Source organism: Paenibacillus litoralis, from assembly GCF_046244365.1.
In the GTDB taxonomy this organism is placed as follows: domain Bacteria; phylum Bacillota; class Bacilli; order Paenibacillales; family NBRC-103111; genus Paenibacillus_V.
This window is the reverse complement of sequence record NZ_CP176395.1, coordinates 8,098,455-8,111,952: the sequence shown is the minus strand read 5'-3', so window position 1 is coordinate 8,111,952 and position 13,498 is coordinate 8,098,455. Positions and strand designations below refer to the sequence as shown.

Annotated in this window: 12 protein-coding genes; 9 read left to right on the top strand and 3 right to left on the bottom strand. The window is 58.3% G+C overall.

The genetic code is table 11. The features are described 5' to 3' along the window. Window positions 1–12: 12 nt before the first annotated feature. The 5 genes from ACKGJP_RS34055 to ACKGJP_RS34035 are packed head-to-tail and all read left to right on the top strand — an operon-like array spanning window position 13 to window position 5,497. Window positions 13–1,344 carry a hypothetical protein gene (locus tag ACKGJP_RS34055; RefSeq protein ID WP_409343162.1) on the top strand — a complete coding sequence of 444 codons (1,332 nt, stop codon included), beginning with the start codon at window positions 13–15 and terminating at the stop codon, window positions 1,342–1,344. Further along, window positions 1,341–1,976, top strand: a complete 636-nt coding sequence (locus ACKGJP_RS34050) for a DUF4129 domain-containing protein (RefSeq protein ID WP_409343161.1) — start codon at window positions 1,341–1,343, stop codon at window positions 1,974–1,976. Before ACKGJP_RS34055 ends, ACKGJP_RS34050 begins: the two co-directional genes overlap by 4 nt. Further along, window positions 1,960–3,246, top strand: a complete 1,287-nt coding sequence (locus ACKGJP_RS34045) for a DUF4350 domain-containing protein (protein ID WP_409343160.1) — start codon at window positions 1,960–1,962, stop codon at window positions 3,244–3,246. Before ACKGJP_RS34050 ends, ACKGJP_RS34045 begins: the two co-directional genes overlap by 17 nt. 27 nt (window positions 3,247–3,273) lie before the next feature. Next, window positions 3,274–4,173 carry an AAA family ATPase gene (locus ACKGJP_RS34040; RefSeq protein WP_409347336.1) on the top strand — a complete coding sequence of 300 codons (900 nt, stop codon included), beginning with the start codon at window positions 3,274–3,276 and terminating at the stop codon, window positions 4,171–4,173. After that, window positions 4,124–5,497 (top strand): DUF58 domain-containing protein, encoded by a 1,374-nt coding sequence (locus tag ACKGJP_RS34035; RefSeq protein WP_409343159.1) that lies wholly within the window; start codon window positions 4,124–4,126, stop codon window positions 5,495–5,497. Before ACKGJP_RS34040 ends, ACKGJP_RS34035 begins: the two co-directional genes overlap by 50 nt. Before the next feature lie 127 nt (window positions 5,498–5,624). Here ACKGJP_RS34035 and ACKGJP_RS34030 read toward each other — a convergent pair whose 3' ends face one another. Beyond that, the gene (locus ACKGJP_RS34030) at window positions 5,625–6,599 is read right to left on the bottom strand and encodes a stage II sporulation protein M (RefSeq protein ID WP_409343158.1); all 975 of its coding nucleotides are present in this window, start codon (window positions 6,597–6,599) and stop codon (window positions 5,625–5,627) included. A 178-nt stretch (window positions 6,600–6,777) separates the two neighbouring features. Here ACKGJP_RS34030 and ACKGJP_RS34025 point away from each other — a divergent pair, with 178 nt between their 5' ends. From ACKGJP_RS34025 to ACKGJP_RS34015, 3 genes are all read left to right on the top strand, one after another. Further along, on the top strand, window positions 6,778–7,578 hold the full coding sequence (locus ACKGJP_RS34025) for an RDD family protein (RefSeq protein ID WP_409343157.1): 801 nt from the start codon (window positions 6,778–6,780) through the stop codon (window positions 7,576–7,578). Window positions 7,579–7,679: 101 nt separating this feature from the next. Continuing rightward, a complete protein-coding gene (locus ACKGJP_RS34020; protein ID WP_409343156.1) occupies window positions 7,680–8,141 on the top strand; it encodes a carboxymuconolactone decarboxylase family protein in 462 nt (153 codons plus the stop codon). 1,161 nt (window positions 8,142–9,302) lie between these two features. After that, window positions 9,303–11,096: a PdaC/SigV domain-containing protein gene (locus ACKGJP_RS34015; protein ID WP_409343155.1), complete on the top strand. Its 1,794-nt coding sequence runs from the start codon at window positions 9,303–9,305 to the stop codon at window positions 11,094–11,096. A gap of 121 nt (window positions 11,097–11,217) precedes the next feature. Here the strand turns inward: ACKGJP_RS34015 and ACKGJP_RS34010 are convergent, their stop codons facing one another. Then, window positions 11,218–12,153, bottom strand: a complete 936-nt coding sequence (locus tag ACKGJP_RS34010; RefSeq protein ID WP_409343154.1) for a diacylglycerol/lipid kinase family protein — start codon at window positions 12,151–12,153, stop codon at window positions 11,218–11,220. 100 nt (window positions 12,154–12,253) lie between these two features. Next, window positions 12,254–12,790, bottom strand: a complete 537-nt coding sequence (locus ACKGJP_RS34005; protein WP_409343153.1) for an acyl-CoA thioesterase — start codon at window positions 12,788–12,790, stop codon at window positions 12,254–12,256. A 218-nt stretch (window positions 12,791–13,008) separates the two neighbouring features. On the opposite strand from ACKGJP_RS34005, the gene ACKGJP_RS34000 reads away from it, so the two are divergent. Beyond that, entirely contained in the window at window positions 13,009–13,482 is a 474-nt protein-coding gene (locus tag ACKGJP_RS34000; protein ID WP_409343152.1) for a Fur family transcriptional regulator, read from the top strand. The last annotated feature ends 16 nt before the right edge of the window (window positions 13,483–13,498 follow it).

The window sequence follows — 13,498 nt, the reverse complement described above, 5'->3', positions numbered from 1 at the left end:
GGAGGATTCGATTTGACGTCCGTGACGAATGTTACTTGGAAGCCGATGGGGATAGGCCGGATGCTGGATTACAGCTTCCAGTTTTACCGGCGCCATTTCGTTAAGCTTTTTTTGCTTGCACTCGCGTTTTACGGCCCGTTCTACATCCTGCAGCAGCTGTTGCTGCCGGACGCCATGGCGGGGAATTCTTTTATTTTGCAATCATTCTTGGAGGGTGTTAGGGACGGAGCGGGGCTCGACGCCGGCGTGTTTGAAAATCGTCTACTCGACTATGAAACGGATGCAAGCGTCCAGATCGGTAAAATCGTTCTATTTGCGATTATTTCCATATTGTTTGTCGTCGCAATCATTCCGATCGCCATTGCCTCCGTTGTGATTTATGTTCACCGCGTTTTGAACGGGCAAGGGGAGCCCTCCATCGGCGACACGATAAAGCAGGCGTTCCGCCGTTTTTGGCCGCTAGTCGGCAGCAATCTGCTGTTCGGGCTCATTCTGATCGCGATTTCGATCGGAGCTATGATCGCCATTATGGCTGTAACGATGACGGTAACGCTCGTAGTCGGGGCGGCGGGCTTTGCGGGCGGAAGCGTCGGCATCGGCGGCGGGATTTTTATCGCGATCATGATTTTTGGGGCGATGCTGGGTCTGGTGATCTTGACCGCCTTCTTCATCATCCGCTTGATGTATTATTTGCCTCTGGCGGCGCTGGAGAACGAGTCGATCGGATTCGGCCGGAGCTGGGGATTGACGCGCAAAAGCTTCTGGCGGCTGTTCGGGACCATGTTTGTCATGTATCTGATTATTTATATCATAACGATCATTCTAAGCATGCTGTTCGGGGTCGTTCTGCTGCTTGTCGCACCGGCTTGGGTATCGCAAGCGGCGCTGATGCTGGTGAACACGGTGCTTGCGCCGCTTATGGTCGTGCTGTATGCGGTGAGCTATTTCGACCTGCGGGTACGCAGCGAAGGCTTCGGACTGGAGGCCATGATTCGTCAAACGGTAGGCACCGGTACCGAGCAGGGAGAACCCGTCTACGGGGTGCTTGGATCGCGAGCGCAGACAGGCTACGGGCAAAAGGTGTACGGCATTCAGCCGGATCACGCTCCTTCCGCAGCTCCAAGCAGACAAGATGAAGGTGCGGCGCAGGAAGAGCTTGCGGACACGGCTACGAAGAATACCGAGGCCGGGCTTGAGCCTAGGCAGCCGAAAACGGCCGAAAGTCAGACCGAAGCGGGCGCTGCCGACTCTGCAGCCGGGAGCGAGAGCTCCGAGGCGCAGGACAATGGGGGAAACAAGGCGGGCGAGGCAGGAGCGGGCCCGAAAAAGGATGAGCAGGGATGAGCGTGCCTGACGATAAGGAGCGTCTCCGCGACATTTTAGAGAGAGACGAGTACCGGGCATACGATCAGAGCGGCGGCGGAACGAGCCTGTGGGAGCTGTTCGGGCGGTGGCTTAAGAAGCTGTTTGACTTCTTCCCTTCGCTTCATGTATCCGACGGTGCGGGTTCGGCAATTGCGTACGCCTTGGCTGTCGTCGTATTCGGACTGCTCGTTTGGGCGATCTACTGGTTCTCCAAGCAGCTCGTCAGGCAAGGAGCCTTCCGGCCCAAGCCGATGCTCACCGACGAGGAGCTTACCTGGTCCCATCGCGACTATTTGCAAAAGGCGGAGACGCTCAAAGCGGAAGGCGCTTGGCGCGAAGGCGTGCGCTACGTGTTTTTGGCGCTGCTCTTCTACATGCAGGAGCGAAGCTGGATCGCTGTCGAGAAGTGGAAGACGAACTGGGAGTATGGCGAGGAGCTCCAGCGGAGCCGCGAGGGGCTGGTGCCGTTATTTCGGGGCAGCGCGAAGCTGTTCGACCGGGTCTGGTACGGCAAGGAGCCGATCGATGAGGCGGGCTTGACCGCTTTTTACGAGCAGGTGCGGGAAACCGTCGGGGAAACGGAGGCGAGCCGCCATGAGCAAACGAACTAACGCTTATATCGGCTTGGCGGTCAGCGTCGCGCTTTTTATCGGCTTCGGGTATTTCATCTATAAGCCGGAGGCTCCCAATATGGCGCCTTATCTGTCGTTCTCGGCGGATTTGGACGGAACGAAGGCATTCGCCGAGCTGCTGCGGGAGAAAGAACAGACGGTCAAAACTTGGGAGCTCCCGATGAAAAGACTGCCGTCCGGCGGCGGCGAAGCGCTTCTGATCATACAGCCTTCCCAGCTTGCGGACGAAGAGCTGAAGGCGTTAGGAAGCTGGATGGCGCAAGGCAACGACGTGGTGCTGTTTACCTCGCTGCCTCCGGCATGGGCCGGTTTTCAGCCGAACACAGGCAAGACAAGCGATGAAGCAGGCGGCATGGCCGAAGGGCGAACGCAAGGTGCCGGGAAGACTGGCGGCGAGGAAGGCGGGACAGTCGCTGCGGCGAATGGTTCGGTGCCCGTGCCTTCTCCTTCAGCGGACCGGAAGGCGTATGCCGAGCTGCGCCAGCTCCGCAAGACCGGCACGGCTGCAGGGGCCGAGCCGCTGGAAGCGGTCGTCCATTCGGCGCGTCGCCTCGAGAAGGCGTCCGGCGTCGAGACGCTGCTCGAAGACGAGCTCGGGGCTGTGGGGGCGCGGCAGACGATCGGTGACGGATCGCTGACGATCGTGCTGGCGCCGAACTGGCTGTTGAACAGCGAGGTGCTGGAGCATAAGCAATTTGAGCTGGTCTGGCCGCTGTTCGAACGCCGGTGGGATACGCTCTGGATCGACGAATACCACCATGGCATCCAGACAAAGCCCGGGCTGCTCGCCGCCTACCCGGAATGGCTGCTCGCGGCGGGCGCGCAGCTTGCGCTGGCGCTCGCCCTATGGCTGTGGATGCGCGCGAAGCGCATCGGGCCCGTCCACGCTCCGCGGGCGTGGACGGTGCGGCGCGGCGACGAGACGCTGCTCGCCGTCGCCGGCTGGTACGAGCGGCGCAAGCTCCGCTCGGAAGCGCTGGCGCACAGCGCGGAGCGGCTGCGCCAGCTGCTCTGGCAGCGCTGGGGCGTTGCGCCCGGCGCTGCTCCGCAAGAGGCGGCAAGCGCCGCCCGCATCCACTGGGATGCGGACCGGGCGAGCCGCCTCGAGCGGCTCCTGCACCTGGCGCAGCCGGTGCAGGGGAATGGCGCCGCGCGGCCCGAAGGGCGCGGCGGGACCGTGAGCGCGCGCGAGTTTACGGCGCGCATGCGGGAGTACGGCGAATGTATCGCCGATTTGGAGAAGGAGTGATTCGCTTTGCATAACGTGCTGCAATCGATGGAACGGCATTTGCTCGGCCAAGGGCCGAATCTGCGCCTGCTGGTGACGGCGCTGCTGGCCGGCGGCCATGTGCTGCTCGAGGGGGTGCCGGGCCTCGGCAAAACCCGAATGGCGCGGACGCTGGCGGGTTTGTCGGGCGGCGATTTCCGGCGCATTCAGTTTACGCCGGACCTGATGCCTAGCGATATTACCGGGAGCGTTATTTTTCAAATGCGCGACAACGAATTCCAGACGGTGAAGGGTCCCGTCTTTACGAATGTGCTGCTGGCCGACGAAATCAACCGGTCCGGGCCCAAAACGCAAGCCGCTCTGCTCGAAGCGATGGAAGAGCGGCAAGTGACGATCCAAGGAACGACTTATCCGCTGCCGGACCCGTTCTTCGTCATCGCAACGCAAAACCCGGTCGAATACGAAGGCACCTATCCGCTGCCGGAGGCGCAGCTCGACCGCTTTCTGTTCAAGCTGGTGCTGGAATATCCGGATGAAGCGAGCGAGCGGAATATCCTGAAGCAGCATCGCTCTTACAGGGAACAGAGGGAAGAAACGCTGCAGCCGTTGCTGACTCCCGAAACGCTGCGCGAGAAGCAGCGGCAGCTCGCGGACGTCGTCGTAGAGGATTCGGTTCTCGCTTACATAACGGCTATCGTCAGGCGAACGAGGGAGTCGCGGAAGGTGCAGCTCGGGGCCTCGCCGCGGGCCGGCATTGCGGTGCTGATGGCGAGCAAGGCGTGGGCGCTGCTTGACGGCAGAACGTATGTGACGCCGGACGATGTGAAGCTCGTGGCGCGTCCCGCTCTGCGGCACCGCATTCTGCTGTCGGCGCAGGCGGAATTGGAGGGCGGAACAAGTGACGTCATCATCCAAGAAGCGCTTGCCTCTGCGCAAGTACCTCGCTGACCGGTTCATCCGCCGGTTCGCGCTGCCGACGTCCCGGCTCGTATGGCTTGCCGCGGCAGGAGCTCCGGTAACGGCAGCCGTGAGCTTGCTTGAGGCGTCTGCAGGCCGCTTTGCGTTCCTCATTTGGAACGGGCTTCTACTGTTGTTTGCCGCGGTCGATTTCTTGCTGCTTCCGCGTAACCGCGTGTTTCGCGCGGATCGGATTGCGCCGGAGCAAGCCGATATCGGCAAGCCGTTCGACGTGACGGTAACGATTCATGCGGATATTCCGCAATCGCTTCGCGTATCGTTTACCGACGACTTGCCGGTGAGCTTCGGGCAGGCGACGGTTCACGCCGAAATGAACGGCCGCAGCCTGATGCTGACGTACGCGACAACGGGCGCGGAACGCGGCCGGTATAAGCTTCATCACGCTTTTTTGCTGTATTCCGGCGGTTTGGGGCTCGTCCGCAAGTTCATACGGCTCGAATGCCCGGGCGAGGTGAATATCTACCCCGATTTGTCGCAGGTGCGGGGAATTCTTCAATCGACTCCTTCCATGCTCTTGCTGGAGGGACGAAAAATATTCAAAAAGCTGAGCAGCGGCTCCGATTTCGATTCGATTCGCGATTACGTGCAGGGAGACGATCCGCGTACGGTCAACTGGCGGGCCACGGCGCGAACGGGCAAGCTGATGACAAGCGTGCTGCGTCCGGAGAAAGGCAAAACCGTGACGCTGCTGATCGATTGCGGACGGATGATGGGGATCGAGCTGGACGGACAGACGAAGCTGGACCGGACGCTCGAGGCGGCGCTCGCGCTTGCGGCGGTTGCGTTAAAGCAAGGGGATCAAGTCGCCTTGCTTGCCTTCGCCGCGGGCTTGAAGGTGTACGTGCCGCCGGACAAAGGAATCGCCCACTTAAACCGGCTCGTCGAAGCCTCTTACGATTTGCAAAGCGAATTCGTGGAATCGAATTACGGCATGGCGCTGGCTTACTTGCTCCGGGTACAGAAGAAGCGTTCGTTCGTCGCGGTTTTTTCGGATATGGAAAACTATTTGTATCATCAGGACCTGGCCGCCTACGCGCATAAGCTGAGGCGGAGCCATATGCTGCTCCTGCTGTCGATGCAGGATCCTCTGCTGCACCGCTGGGCGCATGCGGAGGCAGTGAACGCCCGCACGGCTTTCGCCCAGAGCGTAGCGCACAAATTCGGCCGCGACCGCAGCCAATATGCGCATGAAATGGCGCTTAACGGGATTCAGGTGCTGGATGTGCCGGCCGACCAGTATACGCTAAGCGCGGTCAACCATTACCTCGATCTGAAGGCGAAGGATGCGTGGTAGCGCTAGGGGGAGGGAGCGATTCTGCTTGGTTATCTTGTTCTTCGGCTCCGTGCGCAGCTCCCAGCGCGCGGTGGGGCGACATGTGTTGGCAGTCGACCTCGGCTCCGTCATGAAGCCTTTCCGGCGATCAGCCCGTGTTTTCTCTTTCGGCCGCCCGGGCCGAGCGGATTCCGTAGGCGTAGTAGGCGGCCAGCAGCAGCAGAGTGGCTCCTGCGACGGCGTACTTGACTTCGAGGGACAGCACGGAAGGCGTGATGTAGCCTTCGATGATTCCTGCGATCACAAAAAGCGGAATAGTGCCGATCAGTAGCTGAGCGGATTGCTTGGCCGCCTGCAGGAACTCGTATTTGCGGGAGTAGCGCGTCGGCACGATCATCCGGTAAGCCATATAGAAACCGGCTCCGCCGGCGATAAAGATCGCCGTCAGCTCGATGACGCCGTGGGGCAGGATGTACGCCCAGAATACGTAGCTTTTGCCGGAGTGCATGAATACCGCGGCCAGCGCACCGATAAGCAGTCCGTTATACAGCATCAGGTAGACGGTGCCGACGCCGAGCGTGATCCCGCTTACGAAGGCGAGGACGGCCACACGAATATTGTTGGTCATAATCTCCGTCGAAACGACGGGGCTGTGAATGTCTCCGCGCGGCAGCTCGGTTTTGGCCGGGTCGATGCTGTCGGCCATGCCTGCAGGAAGAACGGCATACGCATTGGCCGGATCCTGCCAAACCGCTATGTAGCCGGATAAGCCTCCTACCGCAAACAGAACGAGTGCCAGTATAATGAACAGGCGCCGCTCGCGAACGAGCCCGATGAGATGGCGTCCGAAAAAATGCCGCAGCTGGGCCGAGCTTTTATTGCTCTCCTGGTACATCGCGTGGTGCGCTCGGGAGACAAGATGGTTCAAGTATTGCGTCGTTTCGTCGTTAGGCCGGTAGGTGCGGAGCGCGGCCAGATGGGACGAAGCGGATTTATACAAGGCGGTTAGCCGGTCCACGTCTTCAGCGGCGATGCGGCCTTTTCGCTTTCCGAAGCGGGCGAGCAATTGCTCCAGCTCCGACCAAAGCGGTTTATGCTGTCTGGTGAATGCGCCGAGATCCATCGGAAGCCTCCTTTTGCTGGCGTGTTGTCAGGCCGCTGCGCCAAGATTGGGCGCGAGGTTTCTGTTAGGCCACGGTTATCGAATGTTGCGGTTAGCGTGTCTCCTGGCACAACGACGCATGGGATCGGTTGACTTTCTTCCTTATGCTACCATAATTTCGAATCGGTGAGGAGATTTCATGAACGCCCCCTTTGAAAAACAATTTACGGTCGTCACGCCGGAACGGGTGGAGCTGCAGCTTCAAACGGCTGGGATCGGGACGCGTGCCATCGCCCATTTCCTCGACAACGTGCTGCTGGCGGCTTTGAACGGGCTGCTGCTCCTGCTGCTCGCCTTCGGTTCCGAATGGATCGGCAGCTCGCTTGCCTCGTGGGCGAACGATTATGCGCTGGCTTTCTTGATCCTTTTTTTCGTCCTGTTAAATGTCGGGTACTATGTCGGACTGGAGCATTACAACGGGGGACAAACGCTCGGCAAAAAATGGATCGGCATCCGCGTCGTCCAGGAAAACGGACAATCGGCCACGTTTCTTTCGGTGCTGATCCGCAATTTTTTCCGGCTGCTCGACATGCTGCCTTCCCTGTATTTCCTCGGTACGGTGGTGATGATTTTCAGCAAACGCGACAAGCGGATCGGCGATATGGCAGCCGGAACGATCGTGGTCGTGGAGCAGCAGCGCGATCGCCTGAAGCGAAGGCGCGTCGTCGACAGGTCGCTGGAGGCATGGCTCCCGTCGCTGCCGCATGCGGCGCTGTCCGAAACGGACAGACAGCTTGTCGGGCACGACGATTGGCTGCTTTTGTCGGCGTATATCGAGCGGTTGCCGGATTTGACCTCGCATAGGGCGGTGGAGCTTGGGGCGCCGATCGCCCGGCATTTCCGAACCAAACTGGGGCTGGCCGATTTGCATATGCTCGAGCATGATCAGGTTTATCTCGTCTGGCTGTATAGGCAGCTCCGGGAAGAGTGGGAAGTGTAAATTATTTTTTTCTTCCTTTTCGTTTTCTTGTCACAAACGGGCGCCTTCCTTCGTTATACCTGCGCAAGAATCAAAAACAGGATAACGAAGGAGAGATCGAGATGAAACAAAGAGTGAACTTTTATCAAGTGGCGCCAGAGGTATATCAAATCATGAGTCAGTTCGGAACGTATACCCGGACGACGGGTTTTTCGGACACGCTGATCGAGCTGGTCAAAATACGCGCCTCCCAGATCAACAGCTGCGCTTACTGCCTCGACATGCATACGAAGGACGCGCGGGCTTACGGGGAAACCGAGCAGCGCATTTATTTGCTGTCCGCATGGCGCGAGTCGCCGTTCTATACCGATGAGGAGAGAGCCGCTTTGGCGCTTACCGAGGCGGTTACGCTCATCTCGGCGAACGGAGTGCCGGACGAGGTGTACGAGGAAGCGCGGAAGCATTTTGACGAGAAGCAGTATGTCGATCTGGTCATGATGATCGTGGCCATCAACGGGTGGAACCGGTTTTCGATCGCCGTGAACAACGTGCCGGGAAGCTATAAGTCGCTGGTGAAAAAATAAACCGCAGCATATTCCGTATCAGGTTACGACGAGGCTGTCTCAAAAGTCATGAAAATGGCGGTGGGACGGCCTTTTTCGTTGAACGAGCCCCGCAAAGCACCCCACGACAGTGCGACATACAGCCACTCAACAGCTACCCAATAGCGATTCACAAACAACGGCTCAACAGCTGCCTCTCAGCTCCATAACTAGCAGCCCAACAACCGCTCGACAGCCGTCCAACAGCTACCCAATAGCCTCTCAGCTCCACAACTAGCCGCCCAACCTGCCCCGCAAACAACCGCCGAACTGTCGCCCTACCAGTTCCACAAAACTTCGCAGCAGCGGCCCAACAGCCGTCAAAAAAGTGGCTAAATAAGCCCCCAAACTCGCTGCCTCCCAACTCCACAACTAGCCGCCCCACCTACCCCGCAACCAACCGCCGAACTGGCGCCCTACCATCTCCACAAACGCCCAACCAACCCCGTAACCAACCGCAGAACAACCGCTCTACCACCTCCACAACTAGCCACCCCAACCAGCTCCACAAAAGTCGCCCAACCAGCCCCGCAAACAACCGCCGTACGGCCACCCAACCAGCTCCACAACTAGTCGCAACAGCCGCCATCCCAGCTCCACAACTAAGTTCGCCTAACCATCTCCCGTAAAAAACCGCCAAAACAACTCCTCCCCCGCAAACTGGGCGTCATGACCGTTTAGTGAACTCAAGTTCACTAATACTGAACCTAACTTCACTATCCGGGCTCAAAAACGCCCCCCATTGGAAATAGTGAAGAAAACTTCACTAATAGTGAACCTCACGGCCAAATAGTCCCATTTGCTTCACTATCCGCTTGAAAAAGGGGGAATGGTGCGGAAATAGTGAACCTGCGTTCACTAATAGTGAACGCAGGTTCACTCGGGAGCATGATCGTACACTTTCCCTTTCATTTAGTGGGCTTAAAGGAAATCACCGCCCGCAAACAAGGGGACCTTCAAAACATAATGGTTGTTCCACCGCTTTCCCGAAAATGTATGGAGCTCCCTCCGCTAACGATGCGGAAATCATCCCAGCTTGACCCCGAAGCCGGCCGTCTCAACATGGAAAATGTAAACGGATTGTAACCCCGGGCAGACCGAACGACTTTATAATGGAAACATATCGCACCGGGAGGGATATTGATGAAAAGATCTTTTAAAATGTTCACGCTGTCGATTGCGGGCAGCTGCCTAATCGTTTCGGGGACGCAGCTGTCCTTCGCGGAAGGCTCTCAACAAACGGACGCTATTCCGTATAACGTAACGGCGGTTCCGATATCCGCAATCGTTCAGCAGGACGAGGTGCAGGTCTCGGCCAAAACGGTCAACGAAAAAACGGACGAGGTTTCCGTCGACGCTAGCATTCCGGTTATCGCCGGATTGAAGGATAAGAAGTACGAGGCTGAGCTGAACGACATTCTCGAGCGTCACGCGATGAAGGATGTGGAAGGCATCAAGCGGCAGGCGAAGGCCGACGCCGTCAAAGCGAAGGAAGCGGGGCTTCCCGTACGCCCGTATGAACTGAAAATCAGCTATGAGGTAAAAGCAACCGGCGGTGCGGCCGATGCCGGTATGTTTTCTTTGAAGGTGACGACTTATACATACACGGGCGGCGCGAACGGCATGCCTCGAATCGATACTTACAATGTCGCCAATCGCACGGAAGCCAAAAGAATCGAGCTCAGCGGCTTGTTCGGCGCCGATTATAAGAAAACGATCGATTACGAAATCGGGAAAGAGATTGCCAAAAAACCGGAAAGTTATTTCCAAGACGGCTTTAAAGGGATCTCCGAAACCCAGTCCTTTTATATCGAAAAGGGCAGCGCCGTTATCGTATTCGGCAAATACGAGATCGCCCCCGGTTCCTCAGGGACTCCGGAGTTTCGCATGCCGATTCCGGCCTCCGCTGCGAACGAAGGAGCCGTCAGCGTGACAAGCAAGACAGTCAAAGAAGAGACTTCCCAGTATATCGCGGATTTGAACATTCCGGTGGTATCCGGGCTCAAGGACAAGCGTTACGAGGAGCAGCTCAACGATATTTTGGAGCGCAATGCGATGACGGGCCTGGACGAGCTCAAAAAACAGGCGGAGGAAGACGCAGCCGCGGCTAAGGAAAGCGGCTACGAATTCCGTCCTTACTCGCTGACGATCGGCTACGAAGTGAACGCAGGCGGAGGCTCAGCGGACAATGGAAAATTTTCGCTCGCGGTGAACAGCTACGTCTATACAGGCGGCGCACACGGCATGCCGGCCATGAGCACATACAACGTGCAGAACGATGCGGAAGCGGCGCGGATCACGCTCGGCGATCTGCTCGGCAGCGGCTATAAAGCGCTTGTCGACGATCGCGTCAAACAGGAAATGGCCCAGCATCCGGACGATTATTTTGCCAACGATTTCGCCGGCATTGACGAAGCTCAATTGTTCTATATCGAAGACGGCGAAGCGGTCGTCGTGTTCTCGCCTTACGAAATCGCGCCTTATGCGGCAGGCTTTCCCGAGTTCCGGTTTCCGCTGGCCGGCGGAGGCGCCGGGAGTACGGATGCGGCGCTGAAGCCGGCCAAGGTTGCCGTAAACGGCAAAGAGCTGGGTGCGGAAGACGGCGCCTTCTATCCGGAGCAATCGGGCAAAGCGCTGGTGCCGCTGCGGGTGATCGCCGAGGCGCTCGGCTACGAGCTGACGTGGAACGACGAGCAGAAAGCCGTCGAGCTGTCGAAGGGCGCCCAATGGACGACCGTTCGCGTAGACAAGGATGAGTATGCGTACAATAAAATGGCGCCGATCGCCCTGGGGGCAGCGCCGGTAATACGTGAGGACGGCAGGATGTTCGTGCCGGTTGCGTTCTTCTCCGACATTCTGAAGGCCGATGTAAAAGTCGGCGCGGATTCGATCGCCATTCAGGCTGCCGGACCAGCTGCTTCGAATACGCAGCCTTAAACGCGCAGACATGGTGTAATCCCGTTATAGTTTACCCGTCCTCAAAAAGAAGAAGCCGTCAAACCGCTTACAAAGCGGGTTTGACGGCTTTATTCTTGCTTTCGAACAGACGGGCGAAACGCTACTTGATAACGGAAATCTGGGCTGGCAGCACTTCGATCCGCATCCGTTCGGGTCTTGCGAGCTCGCCGTCCATATGTGCGACATGGGGTCGTGACGACTCGATCTCGATGGCACGCCCGGATAGGAAGGTGACGGCCGGATGCCCGACATGCTTGCCGGAATATACGAGCGGGAACAGCAAAAGCAGCTTCAGCCTGCTAATGCCGCTGACGATGCAGACTTCCGCTAGGCCGTCATCGGGCTTTGCGGCCGGGTTGATCATCATCCCTCCGCCGTAATGCGGAATGTTGCAGACGGCGATCAGCCAGACGCGGGATTTCTCCGTAGTCCGGCCGTCCACCAGCAGCCGCATGTCGCACGGGCGGTAAGTCAGAAGGACGCGTACAAGCGCCAGAACGTAAGCAAGCTTGCCGAGGCGAAGCCGGTTGAGCAGTTTCTTATAGCCGGCCTCGTTCGTTTCCAGCGCCACCTGGCCGTCCAAGCCCGTGCCGATCGAATTGGCGGCAACCCGGCCTTCCATGAGCAGCAAATCGATCGGGATAACGGAAGTTCCGGCCAAAATAAGCTCAAGCGCGGCTAGCGGCTCCTGCGGTAGTCCGTGACCGCGGGCGAAGTCGTTGCCCGAGCCGGCGGGGATGTATCCGAACCGCCAAGCCGCGTCTGCAGCCGCGGCTGGGTCTGCGCCGCCGGAGCGGGCAGCTCCCCATAGCCCGTTCACGATCTCGTGAACGGTGCCGTCGCCGCCGACGGCAATCACAGCCGCGGGCCGGACGGTTCGCAGCAGCTCGCCGGCCAGCGCTCCGGCAGTCCCCGCGCCGGTCGTAAACCGAACGGCATGGCCGATGCTTCGCTGCCGCAGCACCCGTTCAATTTCTTTCCATACTTTCTTCCCGCGCCCGTTCCCGGATACGGGATTGACGATAAAAACAATCATCCGCCCAGCCGCTCCCACTATATGCTAGTCATTATTCGATTACTCAAGGCTATATGTAGTTCGAGCCTCCCGGCAAAAATCCTGCATGCCGCTCGCCTCTCTATTTAGTCTCATGCGGATTCGGCTCCCATGGCCGCTTGGCGCCGAACGTCTCGGCCAGTCGCTTGCTCTCCGCCCGGCGCTGCCGGCGCGCTTCCGCACGAGCGGGAGCCGATTCGTGAAGCAGCTTCTCCTCCTCGGTTTGCGGCATCGCCTTCGGAACGTCGGTCGGCCGCCCGTCTTTCCCGAGCGCGACATAGGTAAGGAACGATGTGGCGCAAACGATGCGCTCGCCGGTCAGCAAATTTTCGCCGATGACTTTGACGAACACCTCCATGGACGTTTTGTTCGTCCACGTAACGACCGCCTCCAGAAAAACTTCGTGTCCGACGCGGATAGGATGCAGGAAATCGATCGAATCCGTCGATGCGGTCACGATCGGCAGCCCCGCATGGCGCATGGCTGCGCGTGCGGCGACGTCGTCGATATAGGACATCAGCTTGCCTCCGAAAAGCGTCCCGTGATTGTTCGTATCCGGCGGCAGCACGTAGCTGGAATTGACGGAACGCGAATCGCTTACCCATTTCATTGCGGTCATTTTAGAAGCACCTCGCTGGTGGTTTGATCGTTTCTTTTGCTATGTACGATTCCCGGCCGAATGCGCCGTATACTTCCCGTTGTTCCCATCGGCGCGGGGAAATATGGCAAAGGTTGACTCCTTCGCCGGATTGGGGCACTATTATTAGTAAAGTACTAGAATTGAGAAGCTCCCCGGCAGGAACGACACCCGGGCGAACGGGATCAGATAAAGGGGTAATGCCAGTGGCTACGCATACGGACCAGACGGTACACGAAATCTTGCAAAGTATGGTCAAGAAAGGGTGGCGCATTACGGAGCAGCGAAGAACGCTCGCAACGCTGTTTGCGCATGCGGACGGTTATCTGTCTCCCCGCGACGTATATGACCACATGACCAAAAAATATCCCGGCATGAGCTTCGACACCGTTTACCGCAATTTACGGCTGCTGTCGGAGATGGGCGTGCTGGAGCAGTTTTATTTGAACGACGGGCTGAAATTCAAAGCGCGCTGCCAATCGCACCACCATCATCACCTGATCTGCCTATCCTGCGAAAAGACGTATACGTTCGAGTTCTGCCCGATGCCTTCCGTTCCGGAGCTGCCGGCTTCCTTTGACATCGTTTCCCATCGCTTTGAAATATTCGGCTATTGCTCCGATTGCAAGCAGAGCAGAAAGCAGGAGAACGAGGACGAAACGCAAGGCGAATAACCCTAAGGCAAGCCGT